Source organism: Fulvivirga marina, assembly GCF_016775155.1.
GTDB lineage: Bacteria > Bacteroidota > Bacteroidia > Cytophagales > Cyclobacteriaceae > Fulvivirga > Fulvivirga marina.
On sequence record NZ_JAEUGD010000066.1, the window covers coordinates 261430 to 285121 of the forward strand.

18 protein-coding genes are annotated in these 23692 nt (G+C 39.5%); 10 read left to right on the forward strand and 8 right to left on the reverse strand.

From position 1 onward, the window contains the following. Positions 1 to 2 precede the first annotated feature (2 nt). The 4 genes from JMN32_RS22095 to JMN32_RS22110 form a co-directional block, all read right to left on the reverse strand. Positions 3 to 818, reverse strand: coding sequence for a hypothetical protein (locus JMN32_RS22095; protein ID WP_202858557.1), 816 nt, complete (start codon positions 816 to 818; stop codon positions 3 to 5). Positions 819 to 832: 14 nt separating this feature from the next. Next, on the reverse strand, positions 833 to 2584 hold the full coding sequence (locus JMN32_RS22100; protein WP_202858558.1) for a porin family protein: 1752 nt from the start codon (positions 2582 to 2584) through the stop codon (positions 833 to 835). Then, entirely contained in the window at positions 2568 to 3170 is a 603-nt protein-coding gene (locus JMN32_RS22105) for an RNA polymerase sigma factor (RefSeq protein ID WP_202858559.1), read from the reverse strand. The genes JMN32_RS22100 and JMN32_RS22105 overlap by 17 nt, the downstream gene beginning before the upstream one ends. Positions 3171 to 4325: 1155 nt before the next feature. Continuing rightward, a complete protein-coding gene (locus JMN32_RS22110) occupies positions 4326 to 4529 on the reverse strand; it encodes a hypothetical protein (RefSeq protein WP_202858560.1) in 204 nt (67 codons plus the stop codon). Positions 4530 to 4679: 150 nt separating this feature from the next. Here JMN32_RS22110 and dinB point away from each other — a divergent pair, with 150 nt between their 5' ends. Further along, complete coding sequence (dinB, locus tag JMN32_RS22115) at positions 4680 to 5747, forward strand: DNA polymerase IV (RefSeq protein WP_202858561.1); 1068 nt, start codon at positions 4680 to 4682, stop codon at positions 5745 to 5747. Here the strand turns inward: dinB and JMN32_RS22120 are convergent. Then, positions 5731 to 6213, reverse strand: coding sequence for a DUF4442 domain-containing protein (locus JMN32_RS22120; RefSeq protein ID WP_202858562.1), 483 nt, complete (start codon positions 6211 to 6213; stop codon positions 5731 to 5733). The genes dinB and JMN32_RS22120 overlap by 17 nt on opposite strands. 136 nt (positions 6214 to 6349) lie before the next feature. On the opposite strand from JMN32_RS22120, the gene JMN32_RS22125 reads away from it, so the two are divergent. The 5 genes from JMN32_RS22125 (at position 6350) to JMN32_RS22145 (ending at position 12996) form a co-directional block, all read left to right on the forward strand. Further along, positions 6350 to 6787: a peptidylprolyl isomerase gene (locus tag JMN32_RS22125; protein WP_202858563.1), complete on the forward strand. Its 438-nt coding sequence runs from the start codon at positions 6350 to 6352 to the stop codon at positions 6785 to 6787. Continuing rightward, the gene (locus tag JMN32_RS22130) at positions 6777 to 7253 is read left to right on the forward strand and encodes a hypothetical protein (RefSeq protein ID WP_202858564.1); all 477 of its coding nucleotides are present in this window, start codon (positions 6777 to 6779) and stop codon (positions 7251 to 7253) included. The genes JMN32_RS22125 and JMN32_RS22130 overlap by 11 nt, the downstream gene beginning before the upstream one ends. Positions 7254 to 7560: 307 nt before the next feature. After that, complete coding sequence (locus tag JMN32_RS22135) at positions 7561 to 8640, forward strand: efflux RND transporter periplasmic adaptor subunit (protein ID WP_202858565.1); 1080 nt, start codon at positions 7561 to 7563, stop codon at positions 8638 to 8640. Then, entirely contained in the window at positions 8633 to 11692 is a 3060-nt protein-coding gene (locus JMN32_RS22140; protein ID WP_202858566.1) for an efflux RND transporter permease subunit, read from the forward strand. The genes JMN32_RS22135 and JMN32_RS22140 overlap by 8 nt, the downstream gene beginning before the upstream one ends. Then, on the forward strand, positions 11689 to 12996 hold the full coding sequence (locus JMN32_RS22145) for a TolC family protein (protein ID WP_202858567.1): 1308 nt from the start codon (positions 11689 to 11691) through the stop codon (positions 12994 to 12996). The genes JMN32_RS22140 and JMN32_RS22145 overlap by 4 nt, the downstream gene beginning before the upstream one ends. 478 nt (positions 12997 to 13474) lie before the next feature. Here the strand turns inward: JMN32_RS22145 and JMN32_RS22150 are convergent, their stop codons facing one another. Genes JMN32_RS22150 through alaS form a run of 3 tightly spaced genes read right to left on the reverse strand, consistent with a single transcriptional unit; the run spans position 13475 to position 18733 of the window. Beyond that, entirely contained in the window at positions 13475 to 14623 is a 1149-nt protein-coding gene (locus JMN32_RS22150; RefSeq protein ID WP_202858568.1) for a peroxiredoxin family protein, read from the reverse strand. Positions 14624 to 14642: 19 nt separating this feature from the next. Continuing rightward, a complete protein-coding gene (gatB, locus tag JMN32_RS22155; protein ID WP_202858569.1) occupies positions 14643 to 16100 on the reverse strand; it encodes an Asp-tRNA(Asn)/Glu-tRNA(Gln) amidotransferase subunit GatB in 1458 nt (485 codons plus the stop codon). A gap of 11 nt (positions 16101 to 16111) precedes the next feature. After that, positions 16112 to 18733, reverse strand: coding sequence for an alanine--tRNA ligase (gene alaS / locus JMN32_RS22160; RefSeq protein ID WP_202858570.1), 2622 nt, complete (start codon positions 18731 to 18733; stop codon positions 16112 to 16114). Between the two features lie 163 nt (positions 18734 to 18896). Between alaS and JMN32_RS22165 the strand changes: the two genes are divergently transcribed. The 4 genes from JMN32_RS22165 (at position 18897) to JMN32_RS22180 (ending at position 23601) form a co-directional block, all read left to right on the forward strand. After that, positions 18897 to 19883: a M23 family metallopeptidase gene (locus JMN32_RS22165; RefSeq protein WP_202858571.1), complete on the forward strand. Its 987-nt coding sequence runs from the start codon at positions 18897 to 18899 to the stop codon at positions 19881 to 19883. 36 nt (positions 19884 to 19919) lie between these two features. Next, complete coding sequence (locus JMN32_RS22170; RefSeq protein ID WP_202858572.1) at positions 19920 to 20894, forward strand: M23 family metallopeptidase; 975 nt, start codon at positions 19920 to 19922, stop codon at positions 20892 to 20894. 274 nt (positions 20895 to 21168) lie between these two features. Continuing rightward, on the forward strand, positions 21169 to 22557 hold the full coding sequence (locus JMN32_RS22175) for an alpha-amylase (RefSeq protein WP_202858573.1): 1389 nt from the start codon (positions 21169 to 21171) through the stop codon (positions 22555 to 22557). Between the two features lie 84 nt (positions 22558 to 22641). Next, positions 22642 to 23601: a hypothetical protein gene (locus tag JMN32_RS22180; RefSeq protein WP_202858574.1), complete on the forward strand. Its 960-nt coding sequence runs from the start codon at positions 22642 to 22644 to the stop codon at positions 23599 to 23601. Positions 23602 to 23692 lie beyond the last annotated feature (91 nt).

Here is a 23692-nt window from a genome sequence, read left to right on the forward strand (position 1 = left end):
TTTTAATTTTTCAGAGCTCCATCTTCTACCCAGCAGGCGATAAGATCCTTTTCCTCCTGCGATAGTGATTGGTTTGAATCCGGTGGTGGCATATCACCATTTTGGGTCAACTTCTTTATGTTATCAGCATGTTCCTTTACATTAGCAAAAACATTCCAATTCAGATTTGCCCCCTGATCTCCATTATGGCAACCTTCGATTGCACAGTTAGTTATTATAATTTCTTTAACCTGTTGCTCATAGCTTGTGCCATTAAAAATAGTTTTTTGGGCAAACACCTGGCAACCGGCTTCATCTTTTACAACTATTTTATATGTCCCAGCGGCTAGCCCGCTAAATGTATTTAAGGACTGGAAAGTGCCATTATCCAGTTGGTACGACAGCTGACCTTCACCAGTAGCATTTACAACGAGTTCACCCCCTTCCGAATCACACCCCGCACTGGTAGTAGATATACTGTTTATGACCAATGAAGAGCCCACAACACCAATTGTAATTGAAGTAGTTACTTCACACTCATTAACATCCCTAACGGTCACCACGTAATTTCCAGCAGAAAGTCCCGAAAACACTCCGGTGGCCTGAAAATCCACACCGTTAACACTATACAGCAAATCTCCCTGCCCTCCTTGTGCTGAAGCTGTCACAGCTCCATCCTTAGCAAGGCAATCGGATACATTCTTCACGTTGTCTATTTCTATTTGAAGGCCTGAATCCGCGCAGTTGACGGGTTCAGGATCTTTCTCACTGGAACACCCAGAAAGCCATAACAGCCCCAAACTAAGGGCAACACAATATGTCCTTATCGATCTTTTCATTTTAATAAGTTTGTTTATTTATTTTGGTTGAACTTATACATAAGATTTAAAAATGCACCGGTAGAAACCAGGTCTACCTTCCCCTCCCCTATACCCGCAACAGGTGCCTTAATAAAGGGCTCTAATTGAACAAAAAAACCATTCTTTACCTGTCTTTCATAACCCAACGACAGGTTCAGCACGCTAAAAAAATGGTTGTTCTTATTTTCATATTCACTGGACCACTCCTTTTCAGTGCCATTGGCTTTGCTGAAGAAATCATAACTTTCCAGTAGCATGATATAGCTTGAAAAACCAGTCAATAGATAAAAACCATGATTAACATTTTTACTTAGGTAGTAACTTATATTTACCGGAATATCAATTACCCTGCAGTCACCATCTATTCTAATGAAATCACTTGAACCTGAATAGTAACCTCCTCCGGAACTCTCCTCACTGAAATAGATTTTGCGGGAATAAATAGCTCCCGTTGAAATGCTCCACCGATTGATATAGTATGCTCCCATCAAACCAAAGTTACTTCCAGGCTTATCAGGCTCAAAATAACCTACAGAGGTTAGGTCTGGCGAATAAGCAAGTTTCAATGCAAAACTTCTACTATTGAGCGACGCCTCTCCTGTTATATCATCACTATCATCAGGAATCTCTACCATATTCAATTCTCTGTGATCAAATGAATATGAGTATTGGTGCTCCAAATAGCTCTTGGGCTCAAGAAATGCAGGGCTATAGACCCAAACTTGTTTATCCTTTTTAGAATAATTATCACTTCTTTCTTTACCAGCATTTGCTATGACCTGCCGATTTTCCTCCTTTGATTTAATCTGTCTATTAGACATGGTCTCTTCTTCCGGCTTGTCCTCTATAACACCCACAAGTTCATCATTATGAATCCGCTCTGCCGTACGAACCTCTATAGCATAGATATCATCAGCAGGCTCTTCATCAAAACCTCTCTTTTCTTCCCTTTGCTGATCACGGTCCTGCCTGGCATCAATAATACTCACCTGCAATCCTGCATTGAATTTCTCGCTCTCAATATTATGTTCCCTCATAGTATACCTTGAAATTTCAGTGCTATAGATATTACTTTCCTCAACGTCAACCATGTTTTTATCTTCTTCTGATAACTTACCAGTAATATTCTCTTCTGAACTTATTTCCATATTTCCCAAAGAACTCTCCGGTTGCCTGTCATTTTTTCGCTCAACGGTTGTCAGCCTATACCTTTTTGCATTCTGAGAGCTATCAAAGACAGATTCTCCTTCCTTCAGTATCTCCGAACTGGAGGAAACATAGCCCTCCGTATCGTCTCTTTCGTTCACTAATTCCTCTCTATTTTTACCATGTCCTGAAGTTTCTTTATCAATGCCTCCATTAGAAAAGTATTCTGCATTGAAATTACCTGGTTCAGAGGTTCCTCCCTGCTGCACGCCTATGTTTTCATCACCCGCTTCAAAACAGTTATCTCTAACAGCATTTGTCTCCTGACGCTCTTTCATTTGATGCTCTATAGTAACCTGAGAAACCTCTGCTAAAGGTATTACCTGACGCTCAGAAGATATTTTCCATATTACAATAGAACCTAGCAACAAAACACCTATTATCCCGCCCAGAATCTTAAAATAAGAGAAGCCATCGTCACCTCCATCATCTATTCTACGTTCCATATCTTCCCAGGCAGACTCATCAAATGATGCCTGATACTCTTCAGCCGCCTCCTTAAACAATTTGTCTAAATCATTGTCAGATATATTGCTCATATATTTCCTTATTCATCTTCATCAACATCTTTCTCAAATTAGCCCTGGCTTTCGATAGATTAGACTTTGATGTTCCAACAGAAATACCCAATTGCTTAGCTATCTCCTCATGGTTATACCCATCAATTACATATAAACTAAATACTGTCCTATACATTGGCGAAAGCCTCTGAACCAACTCCAGAATATCATTATGCGACATATCATCAATTACATCAACGCTCACCTGTTGATCATGTCCCTCGGTAATATCCGCATGATAATAATGTTTTTTATTTGCCCTGAAGTGGTCTATTGCAGTATTGATCATAATCCTTCTTAGCCACCCCTTAAATGACCTTTTCGAATCATACATATCAATTTTAGCAAAAACCTTCATAAAAGCATCATTTAAGATCTCCCTGGCTTCTTCATGATCCTGCGCATACCGCACACATATACTCATGGCATAACCATAGTAATGCTTATAGAGCATACGTTGACTCTCTCTATTTTTACTTTTACACCCCTCTATTAAGATCATGTCATAGTCAGGATTAACCGTATTATTAGACCTTTTGCCCTCATGACGGAGATAAATTTGCATTGGTTGCCTCCTTATTCAATTTACGAGTTTAAACTTTAATTCTTAAGTTAAGAACCGGCACAGAGCGTGGCTGCTTACTCAAAAGCCAAAGAGAATAAATCCAATGCTAGCAGGAACTATATTATTGTCTATATGGGGTATACACTGACTGGAATACAGGTGTACAATAAGTGAACAACGTTGATAATAGCGTTCTTTAGCTACAAAATTAGGCACAAGTATCGAGTTATTTATAAAATAACTGTAGAAGGTAAGCTAGAGTAGTTAGACAAAAACCTTTATAAACAAAAAAACCCTGAGAACCTAGCTCAGGGGGATTTCTGTTGTCTATAGTTGGCTTTAATTGAATGAAAGATAGTATCATTCCTTTCTTTTACAAATAACGAAACGACCAATAACAAATACTACCGTTAAAGTGCAGCAATGGGCAATAAACATCAGCTCTCGACTAACGAATGTATGCAATATTGTTTATTTAGTGTTGGGAAAGGGTATAACAGGCAAACTATGTAAAATACCTAAAAAATAATCGGATATTTTAAACATCGATAATCTCTGCATACAAACAAAAAATCCCCTGAAGTCATACTTCAGAGGATAATTCGTTGTCTATAGTTGGCTTTACTGATACTAAAGTAGCAAGTAATAATAGCTTCAGGAAGTAAATTCAGATCAACAGTTAATTTTACCTACCAAACAACCACATCAAAAGTTAAACGACTGGCGACCTAATAGTTACAATCACACACAAAACAAAAAATCCCTCAGGGACCTAGCCCTAAGGGATTTCTGTTGTCTATAGTTGGCTTTAATTATTTCGAAGATAACAGACTAATAATCAATTGTAAATAATGAAACGACCAACGACATATAACAACGACTAAGTGTAGCAACAGTCAACAAACATATCCACTCAGGCTAATGAACTTTAATCGAGAATAATAATCAGGATGGTGTAGAGCTACGATGTCTAATAAGCATAAGCCACAATCATGCCCTTTCCAAATAGAAATTAAATAAAAAATCCCTTAGGGACCTAGCCCCAAGGGATTTTTTGTTGTCTATAGTTGGCTTTAATATGAAGTAAAGGTATAGCCTAAAACTGCTTTTATCAATTTAACATCGACAAACGAATATTATGATCGTTGGACTGCATTAATCGTCGTTGAATTGCACTTTACTAAGACTGTCAGCATAAATAGTATCCTTTTTCTGCTCTCCTCTATGAAGCAAGCGTTCTTTTAACTGAGGTTTTGATCCTGGAAAAGTGGTCCTTATTGAAATATCATAAGTGACATAGATCATCGCTCCGAAAAATATCATCGCAAATAACAAAAAAAGTTTCTTTTTACTCATCATACTCTAGTCTACTTGCAAATATCCCATACCTTTTCAGAAAGATCAAATAAAATAATTGAACTAATTTTGATCTTGATAAACTAAGCAAACCCAGAACGATATATTAATCGTATAAACCTACCAATACCAACGATACATGGGGCTATATTAATGAGAAAGATTATACATATTGATATGGATGCTTTTTATGCCTCTGTTGAGCAACGTGACAACCCTGAGCTAAAGGGGAAGCCTGTTGCAGTGGGCGGTAGCTCTGACCGTGGTGTAGTGGCGGCTGCAAGTTATGAAGCCCGGAAGTTTGGAGTTCGTTCTGCTATGCCATCTTCCATTGCAGCTCGAAAATGTCCTGATTTGATCTTCATTAAGCCTCGATTTGACGCATATAAAGCAGTATCAAACCAGATACGAGAGATTTTTTTTGAATATACGGATTTAGTTGAGCCTCTTTCTTTGGATGAAGCATACCTGGATGTAACACACAACAAAATGAATATGCCTTCTGCCACCCTTATTGCCAGGGAGATAAAATCTAAAATAAAAGAGAAAACACAATTAACTGCATCGGCAGGTATTTCAATCAATAAATTCCTGGCAAAAACTGCCTCTGATGTAAACAAGCCCGATGGCCTATTTCTTATACCTCCAGATCAGGCAGAAGCTTATATAGAAAGCTTACCTATAGAACGTTTTTTTGGTATCGGTAAAGTAACTGCCGAAAAAATGCATAAAATGGGCATTAAAAATGGGCTTGACTTAAAAAAGTATAGCGAATCTGATCTGGCTATTAGATTTGGTAAATCCGGTAGATACTATTACCGGATAGCCCGGGCTATCGATGACCGCGAAGTAAACCCACACCGCATACGCAAATCACTAGGTGCAGAAAACACCTTTCTTCATGACCTAACTCAACCTGATGAAATAAGAAAAGAGCTCGAAAACATCAAAGACATTTTGATTAACCGCATGAAAAGGTCTAGTACAAAAGGAAAAACACTTACTATGAAAGTGAAATTTCATGACTTTCAACAAATTACCCGTAGCAAGACCATTACTAAATGGATCGAAAATGAAAACCAGGTTACTTCACTATATGAGGAGTTGCTCACCACTTTCGATACCTCCGATGTGAAAATTCGCTTATTGGGACTCTCCATTTCCAACCTAAATCATGAAATTGAAGAAACGGCCTCCTATCAACTCACTCTGAAGTTTTGACTTCTCCCCCCTCTTTCTCTTTTTCCAAAGCATCAAAATCAAAACCTTTCTTTCGAACGTAAACGACCTTATCCACTTCAGTAACAACCTCTCCTTCTTCATCCATCACTTCACAAGTAAATGTATAGTCTTTCTTTCCTATCCCTTCAATTTCTTCCCTAATCTCCGCAATCCTGTTTTTGCTAATATTAAAAACACATTTTAAAGTTCCTCTTCCTTGCTTCTTGTACCTGATGGCTGCTGCCTTATCAAGTACTACATATTCTTTACCCAGATTGGCCATTAAAATAAACATATACCATGGATCACACATTGAATAAAGTGACCCTCCGTAATGTATACCAACCAGGTTTCGATTATACCACCTTAACTTCATGATCACCACAAAAGTAGTCATGTCTTTAGAAACCTTTTTCAGGTTGATACCAGTGCCTAATATAGGAGGCCACCAGTTAATCAGCTTCATTTTAGTTTGGATACTCAGCATGCATACAAAATAAACGTATTACCGGAGAAATTTGGTAGCTTTGTTTAAAAGAATCGCAAAAAGATTTTTGCATCTTGGAGCTTAAGAAACTTAACGACTTATATTAATTCAATAAATGAAAACAGCAGAGATAATTACCGAAAAAGGAACAATGAAAGTGGAGTTTTATGAGAAGGATGCTCCCAATACTGTAAAAAATTTTATTGACCTTTCTAAAAAAGGATTCTATGACGGACTTACCTTTCACAGAGTAATTCCCAACTTCGTTATTCAAGGTGGTTGCCCTGAAGGTACGGGATATGGTGGTCCAGGGTACAAAATTGACTGTGAACTTGACGGAGATAACCAATATCATGATAGAGGTGTTATTTCCATGGCGCATGCAGGGAGAAATACCGGTGGTAGCCAATTCTTCATATGCCATAGTAGAGATAACACTGCAGGCCTTGACAGACACCATACGTGCTTTGGCAAGGTAGTTGAAGGCCTGGATGTAATAGACATGATCCGTCAGGGGGACAAAATCAACAAAATCAACATACATGAAGATTAAAATATTAACAGTTTTAATAGTAGTGGCAACTTTTGCCACTACTTATGCTCAGAAAGAATCGAAAATGCCCGAAGTAACTATCACTTATGATCAAAAATTAGCCGAAACTAATGGAGAAGTGGAGTTAACTAAGGGAAAATGCATCGTTTTCGAAATTAAAAAAGTACAGGGTGGCGATCCCAGGGTTGACGCTCAGGTTACAACCTCATTGGTTTTTGACATTGCTGAGGATGCAAAGGAGTTTGAAATTAATGATAACTCATGGGAAAAAAAACAGGCTTATGTACGCATCAGCGAATGCAGGTGTATGGACAGAGGCTACAACCCTATTATCAGCGGCACACTCAAAGGTAAAAAACTTGCTGATAACAAGTGGCATATCGAGGCTGATGTCGTAGCCAGAGGCAAAGACAGTGGTGAAGATAGAATATTCAAATACACTGGTGTTATCTCCTCTCAAAAGTAGCCTCAATCTATTTGATCAATACCTTTTCAATTGAACATTATGGAACTCCAGAGGTTAATTAGGTAAACTGCAAACTTAACACCCCGACATTAACCTAAACCTACAATCTATAATGTGAAAGTATTGTTACAAACCAAAGATCATCAAGCGCAGAGGGTTGTTATTTATTTCTGCAAAAGGACGCTAACGTTTTTAGCAAATACTACTTAAACTGCATTTGCTTTTTTGTTTAAGCGTTCGGCAAATTTTATAAGCGGTAATGCTATAGTCAATGTTTAAACATTACTTTGCGGGATAATTACGAGTTATGAATTCAACAGTCAAGAAAATCCTGATTATTGCTATGATTTTAGCTGTAATTGGGTTTATAATTTACCCGCAATTAGATTTCGGTGATGAAAATACTCCGTCCACAATTAAGCACACTTCCAGTTCTTCTAGTAAACTACCTGTCACCGCAATTATTGCAAATACAACCACTCTTGACAATAACCTACGGTCAACAGGCTCGTTAATGGCAAACGAATCTGTCACCTTAAGATCTGAAGTTGCTGGACTTGTTGAAAAAATCTACTTTAAGGAAGGTGAGCATGTCAAAAAGGGACAGTTACTCATACAATTAAATGATGACGAAGTAAGAGCTGAAATTGAAAAATTACAATTCACAAGAAAACTTAACGAAGATATTGAATACCGTCAAAAACAACTCCTTCAGCGAGAAGCCATTAGCCAAGAGGAATATGAGACCGCACTGACAACTTTAAACACCACACGCGCTGACATTAAGGTTAGGCAGGTTAGACTTGATAAGCATCAAATTCGCGCTCCATTCAGTGGCGTTATAGGCCTGCGGTCGGTCAGCGTTGGTAGTTATCTAAATCCGTCGGACAACATCGCCACACTATATAGTATCAACCCCATTAAAATTGATTTTTCCGTTCCGGGCAAATATTTGCCTCAGGTAAATGCAGGTGATAAAATCACCTTTACAACAGATGCCTACGAAGAGCCCTTCTCTGGTAAAATATATGCCATAGAACCACAAATAGACCCCAAAACGAGAAGTCTGAAAATCAGAGCAACAAGTGAAAACGATGAGAACAAACTTTTGCCCGGCCAATTTGCCAAGATTCAGCTAACCATTGACAGTTATGAAAGGACTATAATGGTTCCTACAGAAGCAATTATCCCAGAGCTTAATGGCAAAAAGGTTTACGTTTATCAAAATGGTCTTGCCCAAACCAAACATGTGGAAACTGGTATAAGAACTGCGGACAAGATCCAGGTAACTTCAGGCTTAAGCGCAGGTGATACCGTAATTACATCCGGAACGCTTCAACTCAGACAAGGCACTTCCATTGACATAGAACTTCAAGGCAATGAGTAGTCTCTCCAATATCAGCATAGACAGACCTGTATTGGCCATTGTAATGTCAATCACTATTACATTATTTGGTCTGGTTGGTTTCAATTTCCTGGGTGTACGAGAGTACCCTAGCGTAGACCCTCCTATTATCACGGTTTCCACCAATTATGCAGGAGCAAACTCTGATGTGATCGAAACCCAGATAACGGAACCTCTCGAAGAATCAATCAATGGTATTGAAGGCATAAAAACACTCAGTTCTGTTTCCCGAGAAGGACGCAGTACCATTCGTGTAGAGTTTGGGCTTGATACTAATCTGGAGGCTGCAGCCAATGATGTGAGAGATAAAGTATCGCGTGCAGTACGTAATTTGCCACCCGATGCGGACCCGCCCATTGTTTCTAAAGCAGATGCAGACTCATCTCCTATTATTGCTCTCAGAATATTTAGCAAAAAACGGAATCTACTGGAAATGTCAGAGATTGCTGACAATACTTTTAAAGAAACCTTCCAAACTATAGAAGGTGTAAGTGAAGTAAGGGTTTGGGGAGAAAAAAGGTATTCTATCAGACTCTGGATGGACCCTGAAAAACTGGCTGCCTATCAGGTTACACCGCTGGACGTATATGAGGCAGTAAATGCGCAAAACCTTGAATTACCGTCAGGAAGAATTGAGGGCTCTTCTACAGAATTGACCATAAGAACACTGGGCAGACTTAATACGCCAGAGCAATATAACGACCTTATCATCCGGGAAGATGAAGAGACGATCATCCGCTTCAGAGATGTTGGAAGGGCAGAATTCTTCCCTGAAAATGATCGTACCGTGCTAAAAAATGATGGGATTCCCATGGTGATGACAGCCGTGGTTCCTCAACCAGGAACGAACAACCTGAGTATCGCTGAAAATTTTTACAAGCGATTGGAAGGCATTAAAAAGAACCTTCCTGACGACATCGAGGTCTCTGTAGCCTTTGACAATACTGAATATATACAGGATTCTATTAATGAGGTAGAGCAGACCATCTATCTCGCCTTCTTTTTGGTGGTTCTTATTATCTTTATTTTCCTGCGCGACTGGAGAACTACTTTTATCCCTGTTATTACAGTTCCCATTGCCCTAATAGGTTCATTCTTTTTAATGTACCTCTTTGGTTTCTCCATCAACGTACTCACCATGCTGGGTATAGTACTGGCCATTGGCCTGGTAGTGGATGATGCCATTGTGGTATTGGAAAATATTTATTCAAAAATAGAAGGTGGTGAAAAGCCTGTTGATGCTGGCAAAAGAGGTACAGAAGAGATCTTTTTTGCAGTAATATCCACAACTGTAGCCCTATCTGCGGTATTCTTCCCCATTATCTTCCTTCAAGGTATAACAGGGCGACTTTTCCGTGAATTCGGTTTAGTGGTTGCCGGATCCGTTATCATTTCAAGCTTTGTAGCACTGACGCTTACGCCGATGCTATCTTCCAAATTGCTCAAAAGGCGCGAAAGACATAACTGGCTCTATAGAAAAACGGAGCCATTCTTTATAAAGCTTAACAATGTTTACGGCAATGCTCTTGATGCCTTTATGAGATACCGATGGATGGCTTTTGTTATTGTATTGATATCGGGCTTTGCTATTTACGGACTCATTAAACAATTACCCAACGAGTTGGCGCCACTGGAAGATAGAGGAACTTTCAGGGTAATTGCCACTGGACCCGAAGGCGCCACCTTCGAGTATATGGATTTTTATGTTGACCAAATGATTGACATGACCAAAAAAGAAGTCCCTGAAAATGCATCTATCATTTCGGTCACCTCACCTGGTTTTGGGGCCTCGTCATCCGTTAACTCTGCTTTTGTAATTGTAAAGCTTGAAGATACAGAAAACAGAAAGCGCAGTCAAAGTGAAATTGTAGATGCCCTGAAACCTAAAATAGCTCAAAACACTCGTGCCCGTGCATTTGTTACTCAACCGCAAACCATAGGTGACAGACGAGGAGGTCTCCCAGTTCAGTTTGTAATACAAGCACCTAACCTTGAAAAACTGAAAGAGGTACTTCCTCAGTTTCAGGAAAAGGCACAGTCCAGCCCTGTGTTTGACTTTGTAAACCTTGACTTAAAATTCAATAAACCCGAACTCAACGTCACCATTAACAGGGATAAAGCCCAAGACCTTGGTGTATCTGTACGTAACGTAGCTCAAACTCTTCAGCTGACCTTAAGTGGTCAACGGTTCGGATATTTTGTAAAAGATGGCAAACAGTACTACATCATAGGCCAGGTAGAAAGAGAGAATCGCAACGACCCTCTTGATCTTCGCTCCATCTATGTGAAAAATGATGACAATGAAATAGTGCAAATGGACAACCTCATAACCCTGCAAGAGAAAAGTACACCTCCGCAGCTTTATCGTTATAACAGGTTTGCTTCAGCCACATTTTCAGCGAGCCTTGCTCCTGGATATACTTTGGGTGCCGGACTGGAAGAAATGGACAGAATAGCTGAAGAAGTACTAGACGGGTCCTTCAGCACCGCTCTTGCCGGAAGCTCATTAGAATATCAGGAAAGTGCCAATAACCTGTACTTTGCTTTTGGCTTTGCTCTTATCCTTATTTACCTGGTACTGGCTGCTCAATTCGAGAGCTTCAGAGACCCGTTGATCATTATGTTCACAGTACCTTTGGCCTTAGCTGGCACACTTCTATCCCTTTGGTTTTTCGGTGAAACACTCAACATATTTAGTCAGATCGGTATCATCATGCTCATTGGACTGGTAACTAAAAATGGCATTCTGATTGTTGAATTTGCGAACCAGAGAAAGGCCCATGATATAGAACTTAAAGAAGCCATAATAGGTGCCGCCAAAGCTCGATTCAGGCCAATATTAATGACTAGCTTATCTACTATCTTAGGCATTTTACCTATTGCACTGGCCTTAGGCGCAGGTTCTGAGAGCCGTGTTTCAATGGGAATAGCCGTAATAGGTGGTATGTTATTCGCCACTATACTTACCCTGTTTGTGATACCCGCAGTGTATAGTTATATCACCAGTAAACACAAAAGATTAGCAAGATTATGATGAGACTGACCCTGGTCATTACTTCTATTGTTTTGTTAGCTTCCCCCATTTTGGCACAGGAAGAACTGACACTCGAAAAAGCTATAGAAACAGCTCTTGAAAATAATTACTCTATCAAAATAGCCCGAAATAACGAAGAAGTAACCAAAAACAACTATACCTTGGGCAATGCCGGTTTTCTCCCCACCATTACCGCGGATTATAACCGTGATTACGGTGTTCAAAGCTTTGAGCAACAAAGATCATCTGGAGAAGTTAGTGACAGTGGAGCCAAGAGCAAACGAGAAACATACGGCGCTACTCTAAACTGGACGATTTTTGACGGCTTCAAAATGTTCACCACTTATGATCAACTGGAGGTGCTTAACCAGCAGAGTAAGGATCAAACAAAAGCTCAGATTGAACTTTTGGTTTACAATGTCACTGCGGCGTTTTACAGTGCCGCATTAGAAAAGGAGCGTCTGCTTCTCTTTGAAAGTAATGTAGAGCTGTCTGATGAACGTTTAAATGTATCCAAAGATAAGTATGAATTGGGGAAAGCATCTAAAATTGAATACCTCCAGGCTCAGGTGGACCTGAACACAGATAAGTCTTCAATGATCAAACAACTGGAATTGTTGGCGATTAGAAAGTTTGAACTCATGAAATTAATGGCCATTGATAAAGATACCCTCCACTTTAATATCAAATATGAAATTAAAAATGATCCGGATATTTCATTAAGAGGGTTACTCGATCATCTGGAGTCTCAGAATGCACAGTTACTCACATTAAAGAGAGATCAGGCAATAGCCCTGTATGATAAAAAAATAGTTCAGGGTGACAGATTGCCTGAAGTTGACCTTTTTGCAGACTATACGCATTCCAGCTTCGAAACTCCTGCTGGCTTTGTTTTAAGTGGAAAATCCGATGACATTACCTATGGTATTGCTGCCAGATGGACCATTTTCAATGGCTTTGATGTCAACAGACGAATGTCCAATGCTAAAATTCAGTACGAAAATGCTCAGTACCAATATAAAGACCAGTTATTAGCTTTCACCACGGACATTAAAACAAGATATATCAACTATAGCAACAACCTTGATCTCCTGAAACTGGAAAAGGAAAACCTCAGTGTGGCCCGGGAAAACAACGAAATAGCACAGGAACGATATCAGATAGGGCTCTCTAATTCCCTGGAACTACGCGAATCTCAGATCAATCTTATCAACGCAGAAATAAGATACCTCAACGCCGCATTTGCCGCTAAACAGGCTGAGATAGAGCTAAAATACCTGAGTGGGATCCTAGTAGTGGAATAAGTTTAAGATTTGACATAAATGTAATTGTATCTGGTGATTATGGTTAGCTTTACTTTGACCCTAAGCCACTTATGAAAAATGGACCTTTTCCCTATTGTTGCCATAACCTCTGCTTACTGTAGCAATAGCCAGACACCAGTATCAAGCAATAATCACAATACTTATTCTCCAGCCACGGATGAGCTATTAGCCTGTATGCCCGGCCCATCCCCTAAAACACTCGAAATAATGACATGCAATATTGAAAAATATCCGAAAGACAACCAGTACTTACGACCATCAAACAACACAATGGCTTAGAAGTAACATTGGTTAATATACACCTGAAATGTTGCAAAAGCAGCAATGAATTGATTGACAACTTCATAACATTGGCATTGGACCAGTGCATCTGGGTATATGAGAAGTTAGTTTCAGATCACCGGCCCGTTATGGTATCGCTCAAAAGGGATAAAATGTTTAATCTGTAACCAGGCTATTACTCAGCCTGGCTACTAAATATCTCTTCTAATTTATTTTCAAGTTCCTTTCCTCGAAGATTCTTTCCAATAATTTTTCCTTCAGGATCAAGTAAAAGAGCAAATGGTATCGAGTTAACATTGTATAGCCTCGCAGCCTCAGAGCCCCAAAACTTAAGATCAGAAACCTGTGTCCAGTGTAGTTGATCCTGTTCGATAGCCTCAAGCCAGTCTTCACGCTTTCTATCCAACGACACGCCAAAAACTTCAAACCCTTTCTCATTGTACTTATTGTACATTCTTACCACATTGGGGTTCTCCATGCGGCAGGGTTTACACCATTTTGCCCAAAAATCCACCAACACATAGTTACCTCGCAAAGATGAAAGCTTAACTATTTCTCCATCTGGGTTAGGTAAGGCTATTTCAGGAGCAACCTGACCAATGGCTAGTTTTTTACTTTTCTCTACCTCACTTACAAACTCCTGGGCTATGGATGAATTAGGCATCTCCTCGTCAAGAAGTGTAGCATAACGAACAAAGAACTCATGATGTTTATCTTTATCCAAATAGCGGCCGGATTTCAAAATCTCCACCACACCCAGTGATGCTCCGAGAGAATCTATTTTAGCCATTATTTGCTCCTTAAACTTCTCATCCAGTTCCACATATTCATCTCTTATAGCATCCATTTCTACCTGATCACCTGACTGACTGGCAGCTTTAAACCTTTCATTGATTTTTTGCATTGGCTCAGACGACTGGAAGCTGCTCGCCATTTCCTGCACCTCACTGATGAAATCATGATCCCGGGATCCTTTCACTTCAAAAAAACCTTGTTGATTATTGCCGTCTACATTAACTACAACATCATCTTTATCAAGAATTAACGGCACGAATTGTCTTCCATAAAAGTTAAGACGATAGTAACCCGGACTTTCAACCTTTACGTGCTGACTAAAAGTGTAGTCTTCCTCATTCAAAGTGATCGTATCGTAAGGTACCGGTACATTGCCATTGAATTTCTCCAAAATTATCTGTCCATTTTGAGGATACCCCACAGTACCCGAAAGGTTGATTGTTCCTTCGGTGCTCTGCTCTGATGAAGGGTTTGAAGAACAGGCCCAAAAGGAAACCACCGATATCATTAATATTCTTAAAAAGTTCATGTACATATATTTGCCTTTATTAACTTAATTTGGTTCTCAACAGTTCATTAGCCACTTTAGGATTTACCTTTCCATTGCTACGCTTCATTACCTCTCCCATGAACATCCCCAGTAACCCTTTGTTACCCTTTTTGTAGGCAGCAACCTTGTCAGGAAACTCCGCCACAACCTCATCCACCAGGACACTAATAGCATCGCTGTCACTGTCCTGTACAAGATTAAGTAACTCCGCCGTTTCTAAGGCTGACATACTACCTTTTTGTTTTATCATTTCAGAGAATATCTTTTGAGATGCTACTGAAAAGCTCACTTTATTGTCATCCACTAATTGAATCAGTTCTGCTAAACGCCCTGTAGTTACCGGCAATTCTTCGATCTGCAGATTTTGATCATTTAAGTATGACTTAACGGGGCCCATAACCCAGTTAGAAGCCGCCTTATAATTAGTAGTTTTAGAACACAAGTCCTCAAAATAGAGAGCTATTTCTTTCATGTCAGTCAGTACCTGAGCATCATACTCCGGCAGGTTAAACTCCTTTACATACTTTTCAAAAAGTTCCTGCGGAAGGCTTGGCATACTCTCTTCGATAGATTTTAACCACTCTTTGGTAACATGTAGTGGACTAAGGTCCGGATCAGGGAAGTAACGGTAATCATTAAGCTCTTCCTTTGTACGCATGCCTGAGGTAGTACCTGTGTTGGCGTCAAAGGTTCTGGTCTCTGAAAATATCTCTTCTCCATTTTCCACCGCAAGAATCTGCCTTTCTATTTCATGATCAATCGCACGCTGTACGTTCCTGATTGAGTTCATGTTTTTAACCTCTACCTTCTTACCAAAAGTTTTAGACCCTTTGGGCATGATAGAAATATTGGCATCGCAACGAAGTGAACCTTCTTCCATATTACCATCACATATATCCAGATACCGCACCAATCGTCTTACTTCTGTCAGAAAAGAATAAGCCTCATCAGAGGTCCTGATATCAGGTTCGGTCACGATCTCAATCAGCGGTACCCCTGCCCTGTTGAAATCTACCAATGTATCTTTCTCTCCATCCAGGTGGATGGACTTACCTGCATCCTCTTCAATATGTATTCTGTTAAGATGGATGTCACGAGGCTCTCCATTTCTGGGAGAAACCCTTACAAATCCTTTCATGCATATAGGAGTACGGTCCTGAGTAAGCTGGTAACCTTTCGGAAGATCAGGATAAAAATAGTTTTTACGATCAAAGATCTGTACCCGGCTGATATCGCAGTTACAGGCCAATCCCATTTTGATAGCATACTCAACCACCCTTTTATTCAGTTTTGGTAAAGTACCTGGATGTCCAAGGGTGATAACACTTATATTGGTGTTTGGTAAACTACCATATTCAGCAGAATCGGAATTGTATATTTTGGTCTTTGTCAATAACTGCGCATGAACCTCTAAGCCAATAACAGCTGTATATTTATCTCTGATCGCTTTATCCATTTACCTTCAAATTAAATGATTGTCCTGGCCTTCTCCAAAACCTTGTCCAACCCATTGATATCCTTACCCCCAGCTGTTGCGAAAAATGGCTGACCGCCACCACCGCCTTTGATTTCCTTCGCAAGTTCTCTCACAATAGCACCTGCATTCAGGCCTTTCTCTTTAAGCGGGTTATCCCCAATAACCACCGCAATCTGTGGCTTGCCCTCAATATCCGCAGCCAATACCATAAACAGGTCTTCTACCTCATTCTTTAGCTCGAATGACAGGTTTTTCAAAGCATCACCAGCAGGCACTGCCACTTTTTCAATAATTACATTGGCACCATTAACAGGCTTCACTTTTCCTAACAGCTCTTTTTTAATTCCCTGAGTCTGGCCAGCATGCAATTTTTCTATTTCTTTCTCCAGTTTTACTTTCTGTTCTACCAGACTTTGTACAGCTGCCTTAATATCTTTGGGGTTTTTAAGTAGCTCTTTCAGCTCGCTTACTAATGCAAATTGTTCTTCAATATATTTTTCAGCCGCTTCTGAAGTTATAGCCTCTATTCTTCGAACACCCGCGGCTATTGAACTCTCTGATACAATCTTAAAAAAGCCGATATTACCTGTAGAAGAAACATGAGTACCTCCGCATAACTCTACTGAATAATCTTCACCAAAAGTAATAACACGCACAAAGTCACCATACTTTTCTCCGAATAGTGCCATCGCACCCAACTTCTTGGCTTCCTCGATCGGTACATTGCGTTTCTCATTCAGTGCAATATTCTCTCTGATCTTCTCATTAACAATATGTTCAACTTTCGCAATCTCCTCATCTGTCATTTTTTGAAAATGAGAAAAGTCGAATCTAAGCACCTTATCATTAACCAAAGATCCCTTCTGCTCCACATGTTCACCAAGCACTGACCTTAAAGCCGCATGTAATAAGTGTGTAGCACTATGATTGCTCATGGTGAGTTTTCTTTTCTTCTCACTTACCACAGCTTTGTATGTTCCTTCAAGGTTTGAAGGAAGTTTATCGGTAAAGTGAACAATCAGGTCGTTTTCCTTTTTAGTATCCAGCACACTGACTTTCTCTCCATTTCCTTCAAGGTATCCCTGATCACCAACCTGCCCTCCGCTTTCGGCGTAGAAAGGCGTCCTATCTAACACAACCTGATAGATTTCCTTTCCCTTTTGTTTAATTGTCCGGTATTTAACTAACCTTGCATCAGCTACCAGATGCTCATACCCTACAAACTCTACACTCTCCTGGTCTCCTACTATATTCCAGTCACCTGTTTCCTTAGCGGCATCAGCCTTTGATCTGGCTTTTTGTTTTTGCATCTCCGCATTAAAACCCTCTGAATCAACAGAAAGACCATTCTCTCTGGCAATTAGAGAGGTTAAATCTAAAGGAAAACCAAAGGTATCATAAAGTTCAAAGGCTAATTTCCCATCAATTACCTTCTCCCCTTTTGATGTCATATCTGATTTTACAGAGTCTATTTTTTTAAGCCCATTTTCTAAGGTCCTTAAAAAGGAAGATTCCTCTTGTTCAATCACCTTCATTACAAAGTCCTTCTGAGCTTTGAGTTCCGGGAACACCTCATCAAACTGATCCACCAGTATTGGTACCAATTCATATATAAAAGGCTTTTTAAAGTCAAGGAAAGTGAATCCGTACCGAACTGCTCTTCTTAATATTCTTCTGATCACATACCCAGCTCCAGTATTAGAAGGTAGCTGTCCATCAGTAATAGCAAAAGCAATAGCTCTTACATGATCTGAAATAACACGGATCGCAATATCATTCTGACTATCTGCACCATATTTAATACCGGCTTTTTCTGACAAGAGGCTTATTAAAGGTGTAAACACATCAGTATCATAGTTTGAAGACTTATTTTGTATAGCCATACATAGTCTTTCAAACCCCATCCCAGTATCCACGTGCTTGGCAGGCAGATTTTTTAATTCTCCGGAAGCCTGGCGGTTAAACTCCATAAATACGAGATTCCAAATCTCCACTACTGCTGGGTGATCTTGATTCACGAGATCCTTTCCTGACACCCTTTCTATCTCCTCCGGCTCCCTGAGGTCTATATGTATTTCTGAGCAAGGCCCGCAAGGCCCTGTATCACCCATTTCCCAGAAATTATCTTTTTTCGATCCGTACAGAATTCTGTCTTCCGCAATGATCTCCTTCCAGAAATCGTAAGCTTCCTGGTCAATGTCAAGTTTATCTCCTTCATCACCTCCAAATACAGTTACATATAACCTGTCCTTTGGCAACCCATACACCTCTGTAAGCAGTTCCCAAGCCCAGGCAATGGCTTCCTTTTTAAAATAGTCCCCAAAAGACCAGTTGCCTAGCATTTCAAACATGGTGTGATGGTATGTATCAAGTCCAACTTCCTCAAGGTCATTGTGCTTGCCTGATACCCTCAAACATTTCTGAGTGTCTGCCACACGATTATACTGAGCTTTTTTATTGCCCAAAAAGTAGTCTTTGAACTGGTTCATACCTGCATTGGTAAACATCAATGTAGGATCATCTTTATTAACCAAAGGAGCAGAATCCACTATTTGGTGCTGCTTGCTTTCAAAAAACTCAAGAAATTTTCGCCTTACTAACTTAGAATCCATTTATTGTCAAAAAAATTGATAATTTTGCGCCCGAAGACTTTTTTTTAAAGAAAATTAATATATTGCAGTTAAACTAAAGCTTTAAACCTCGTGTTAACTGACAAATAACTGCCTCTTTTTAGTAGAGAGAGACAAAAATAGAAGTTTTTAGCATAGAACATTAATGGCCAGAATAAAATATTACTATGATACTGAGACCTGCCGCTATGAAAGAGCGAAGGTTACCTCTTCTGATATAGTATTCAATGTTTTAGGATTTTTTTCAGTAGCTCTTGTCATGGCAATTGCGTTTGTTCTTATATATAATACCTACTTCGACTCTCCTTCTGAAATAAGACTAAAAAAAGAAAACAAGGAACTACAAGCCTATTATGAAAACCTCCAGGAAGAAATGGATGAAGTCAATGAGGTAATTGTGGCTCTGGAAGAAAGAGACAATAATATATATAGAAAAATCTATGAAGCCGAACCTTTAGGCCCAACCATTCGTGAAGCCGGACATGGTGGTGCTGAAGAGTATAAGCGTATTATGGAAAAAGGTCTCTATGATAAAGAACTTGTAATCAATACCTTCAAAAAAATAGACAAAATAAAAAGAAAGGCAAGCATACAAAATCAGTCCTTTGATGAAATCATGCAACTAGCCCGTGACAATCAGGCTATGCTTTCTTCTTTACCTTGTATACAACCCGTAAAGAATCGGGAATTAACAAAGTTAGCTTCGGGTTTTGGCATGAGAATCAACCCTTTCCATAAAGGCAGGGTAATGCATAGTGGTATTGATTTTGCTGCCCCCCGGGGCACCGAAGTATTTGCAACCGGTAACGGTGAAGTAAAATTTGTTAAAGACAATAGCGAACTGCAGACCGGATACGGCAACTATGTTGAAATCGACCACGGCTTTGGCTATGTAACCAAATATGCTCACTTGGGTGAGATAAAGGTAAAACCAGGCCAGAGGGTTCAACGAGGAGACATAATAGCTTATGTATCAAGCTCAGGTGGCTCTGCTGCACCACATGTACATTATGAAATCATGAAAGATAACCAAAAAATTGATCCGGCAAACTTCCTTATTCAGGGACTTAGCCATAAAGAATACCAAAAACTTTTAACATTAGCGTCACACGAAAATCAGTCTTTCGATTGACATTTTTTAAACTTATTTGAGCATATTTTTTAACAGATGGCTAAAATACGATATTATTATAACACAGAAACCTGCAAATACGAGCCCATAAAAGCTTCCAAAAGGGCTGTATTTATGAACATAATGGGGTTCCTCAGTGTATCAATAGTACTTGCATTAGGGCTGATCTATTTATATAGAACTAACTTCACCCCCATAAAAGAGTCTAAACTTCTAGCTAAAAACCAAGACCTGCAAGTAGAGTGGAACCTACTGAATGATCAACTCCAAAGAGCCTATGATCATGCAGAAGAGCTTGAGTTCAAAGATGACAAGATATACAGAGTTATACTTGATACCGAACCTATTCCCCTAACCGTGCGAGAAGGTGGGGTCGGTGGACACGATAAGTATGAAGGATTGATGGAAGAAGACCTGGAACAGTCTGAAATGATAGTAGGAACATTCCAAAAAATGGATAAGCTGAAGAAAAAACTCTACATACAAAGCAAATCTTACGACCAAATCTCCAGTCTGCTTTCAGAAAAAGAAAAAATGTGGGCATCCAGACCAGCCATTCAACCTATCAACAACAAAGAACTTACCAGGCTCCACACCACTTTTGGCAAAAGATATCACCCTATATTGAAACAATGGAAAAATCATGAAGGACTAGACTTTACGGCACCTTCAGGAACTCCTGTATATGCAACTGGTGATGGTGTAGTAACCTCATCGTATAGATCCTCAACTTACGGTAACGTGATATTTATAAATCATGGTTATGGATATCAGACACGATATGCTCACCTAACAGAGTATATTGTTAATCAGGGTGAAGGCGTAAAAAGAGGACAAGTAATAGGGTATGTTGGTAGTACTGGTCGTTCTCAGGCTCCTCACCTGCACTATGAAGTACTTTTTAATTATAAACCTATCAACCCAATCAACTTCTTCCAACGCGACTTGAGCAACGATGAATATGAAAAGCTAATAGAGATCTCCAAGCAGGAAACCATTCCTTTAGATTGATCCTAATATCTTATATTGATAGCATGAAAAAGGTCAGTTACTAAGAACTGACCTTTTTCATGCTATCAATTCTGCTATTTCAAATTGATTCATTTCCCTCTTTCGCTCCTAAACATTAAAACATAACCAAAAACTTACAAGACTTTCCATGTTCAAGAATATCGCAAACGATTGCGGCACCCTTATCATTGACACTTAAGCAGTTAACCTTACTTAGCCAAAAAAATCCACCATTTTATTTCCAATTTTAACATTCAACCAAACCCTTATACTTATGAAGAAGTTTATCAAAACCAATTGGCACTATTGTGCCTTAGCCTTACTATTTGCCTGCGCTGAACCCGAAATACAGCGAGAAAAGCAAGGTGAGCAAATTACACCAGACCCCGTAGCCTCCAAGTCAGACGACACCAATGCGAAAAACCCTGGCCCTGGAGGTGGTGTGTTAATGCAAGCTTTTTATTGGGATGTGCCCGCTGGTGGAACCTGGTACAACACCGTAAAAAGCAAGTTAGCCTCCTGGGATGCTGCCGGTATTTCGGCTATATGGCTTCCTCCCGTTTCTAAAGCTCAAAATGGACCATTCTCTATGGGGTATGATCCAGCTGATTACTTTGACTTTGGAAATTACAATCAACATGGATCTCTTGAAACCCGTTTTGGATCTAAAACAGAGTTACAAAGCCTGATCACAACCGCACATAACTACAACATCGATGTTTATGCAGATATTGTGATCAACCATAACAGTGGTGGCGACCTTGAAGCCAACCCTAATACAGGCACAAATACCTATACTGACTTTAACCCTGCTTCAGGCAAATTTTACAGAAGCTATAATGACTTTCATCCTAATGGTTATGCCAATAATGATGAAGGTATTTTCGGAGGATTTCCTGACTTGAGCCATTCCGTACCTTATGTACAAGACTGGTTATGGAAAAGAAGCGATGGAGTTGGCAAATATTATAAAAATACAATGGGGTTTGACGGATTCCGCTTTGACTATGTGAAAGGCTTTGGAGGCTGGGTTGTACGTGATTGGATGAATAATGTCGGAGGTTTTGCTGTAGGAGAATACTGGGATGGCAATGCACAGCTTTTACAAAATTGGGTTAATGCAACAAACAGAACATCATCAGCTTTTGATTTTGCCTGCTATTACAGAATGGATGAAGCTTTTGATGGTAATAACCTTAACAAGCTTAATGATGACATGCTATGGAAACGTGACCCTTCCAAAACTGTAACTTTTGTAACCAACCACGATACAGATGTAATCTGGGACAAAATGCATGCCTACGCTTACATCATGACCCATGAAGGATACCCCACTGTTTTCTATAGAGATTATGAAGAGTGGCTGGATAAAAGCAAGCTGAACAACCTCATATGGATACACCGAAACAAGGCTGTTGGCTCTACCACTATACTATATACCGATAATGATGAGTATGTAGCCAAAAGAAATGGTTCCCCAGGTTTAGTAGTATACCTGAATGACTCTAACAATTGGGTTGAAAGATGGGTAGAAACCAACTGGAGTAGCACAACAATAAAAGACTACACTGGAAATTCTAACTGGGAACCCACGACACAAAGTGGGAAATGGGTGAAAATTCAATGTCCTCCAAACAGTTACACCATCTGGTCTCCAAAATAAAAGTTTTTAGTTCATAATGTAGAATGACTGCCCTGGTTTTCAATATTGATTGAAAAATACCTGGGCAGTTGTTATTTTAGTCCAATGCGATATATTATAATTATTCTTATCACAAGCCTTTCGTTCGCCTGCCAACCTCAGCGTGAAGAAGTAAATACACAGGCTTTATTTCAGCGATACCCGCAATTTTCAGGTTACACGTTTGAATATAAAACGAAGACATCTCCAGATAACCTGCATATCAAATTCTTTGCTAACCCCTCAACCGGCCATGTGCTTGCATGGATTACTTACACTGATGATTTTGCAGGAAAGGACATATTTTCCCCTGAAGGTTTGTCGATTACAGCTTTTGAAGGAGGACGAGCCAACCCCAGGGAAGTTATTCCGGTAGACCCTGCTATTGCCAAACAGTCTCTTTTGATTCCCTTTGAGGTAGTCAACGATCGATGGTTTTACAAAAAAACAAACCTGATAGGAGACCTTTGTCCCTCCTACTCCCTGAAAATAACCAGTCTGAATAAAAAAATAGAATTTGAGGCTAACAAAAGTAGTTATAACCAATACCTTGAAAAACATGGGATAAAAAGAGCTACAACGCTCTATAATGTAGCTCTGGACACCTTAACACAAAGTAACTATCAGGTTAGTAATGGGTTATCGTCCTTCCTTCATGCAGATGAAAATGAGTTATCATTAGCTGGGATTAACCTTCAATTACAGGCCTACCAACTGAAAAATAGCCTCAAACTCTCTGTTAAAATAGTCAATCATGGAAAACATGAGTTACTCATACAGCCGGATGTTTTTATTATTAAATCGAATAGCAAGCTAATCCAACCGGAAATTTTCTCATCTGAATTAAAACAACTTCGAAAGGGTGACCGCTTTATACAAGATTTTGTTTACCCTACAGACCATGAATTGAAGCAGTTTACACTGTTAAAGGAGGCCGTACAAGTTATCATTAATACCAAACCAGTGAACCTGTTCATTCAAAATATTGAATTTAAAAAAACAAACTATTCTTCGCTTGAGGGGTAATTTTTAATCGCTTATAAAGTAAAACAAATTGATCCTATCTTAATTTCACGATACAAAAGTGAGCTCAAATCATAAGAGCTCTGATTATCAG

Bases quoted from the DNA above. Each gene is read 5' to 3' on its own strand.
- JMN32_RS22165 (WP_202858571.1), top strand. From the start codon at position 18,897: ATGGCCAGAATAAAATATTACTATGATACTGAGACCTGCCGCTATGAA.
- JMN32_RS22120 (WP_202858562.1), bottom strand. From the start codon at position 6,213: ATGAAGCTGATTAACTGGTGGCCTCCTATATTAGGCACTGGTATCAAC.
- JMN32_RS22105 (WP_202858559.1), bottom strand. From the start codon at position 3,170: ATGCAAATTTATCTCCGTCATGAGGGCAAAAGGTCTAATAATACGGTT.
- JMN32_RS22135 (WP_202858565.1), top strand. From the start codon at position 7,561: ATGAATTCAACAGTCAAGAAAATCCTGATTATTGCTATGATTTTAGCT.
- JMN32_RS22100 (WP_202858558.1), bottom strand. From the start codon at position 2,584: ATGAGCAATATATCTGACAATGATTTAGACAAATTGTTTAAGGAGGCG.
- JMN32_RS22170 (WP_202858572.1), top strand. From the start codon at position 19,920: ATGGCTAAAATACGATATTATTATAACACAGAAACCTGCAAATACGAG.
- JMN32_RS22095 (WP_202858557.1), bottom strand. From the start codon at position 818: ATGAAAAGATCGATAAGGACATATTGTGTTGCCCTTAGTTTGGGGCTG.
- JMN32_RS22175 (WP_202858573.1), top strand. From the start codon at position 21,169: ATGAAGAAGTTTATCAAAACCAATTGGCACTATTGTGCCTTAGCCTTA.
- dinB (WP_202858561.1), top strand. From the start codon at position 4,680: ATGAGAAAGATTATACATATTGATATGGATGCTTTTTATGCCTCTGTT.
- JMN32_RS22125 (WP_202858563.1), top strand. From the start codon at position 6,350: ATGAAAACAGCAGAGATAATTACCGAAAAAGGAACAATGAAAGTGGAG.
- JMN32_RS22130 (WP_202858564.1), top strand. From the start codon at position 6,777: ATGAAGATTAAAATATTAACAGTTTTAATAGTAGTGGCAACTTTTGCC.
- gatB (WP_202858569.1), bottom strand. From the start codon at position 16,100: ATGGATAAAGCGATCAGAGATAAATATACAGCTGTTATTGGCTTAGAG.
- JMN32_RS22150 (WP_202858568.1), bottom strand. From the start codon at position 14,623: ATGAACTTTTTAAGAATATTAATGATATCGGTGGTTTCCTTTTGGGCC.
- JMN32_RS22180 (WP_202858574.1), top strand. From the start codon at position 22,642: ATGCGATATATTATAATTATTCTTATCACAAGCCTTTCGTTCGCCTGC.
- JMN32_RS22140 (WP_202858566.1), top strand. From the start codon at position 8,633: ATGAGTAGTCTCTCCAATATCAGCATAGACAGACCTGTATTGGCCATT.
- JMN32_RS22145 (WP_202858567.1), top strand. From the start codon at position 11,689: ATGATGAGACTGACCCTGGTCATTACTTCTATTGTTTTGTTAGCTTCC.
- alaS (WP_202858570.1), bottom strand. From the start codon at position 18,733: ATGGATTCTAAGTTAGTAAGGCGAAAATTTCTTGAGTTTTTTGAAAGC.
- JMN32_RS22110 (WP_202858560.1), bottom strand. From the start codon at position 4,529: ATGATGAGTAAAAAGAAACTTTTTTTGTTATTTGCGATGATATTTTTC.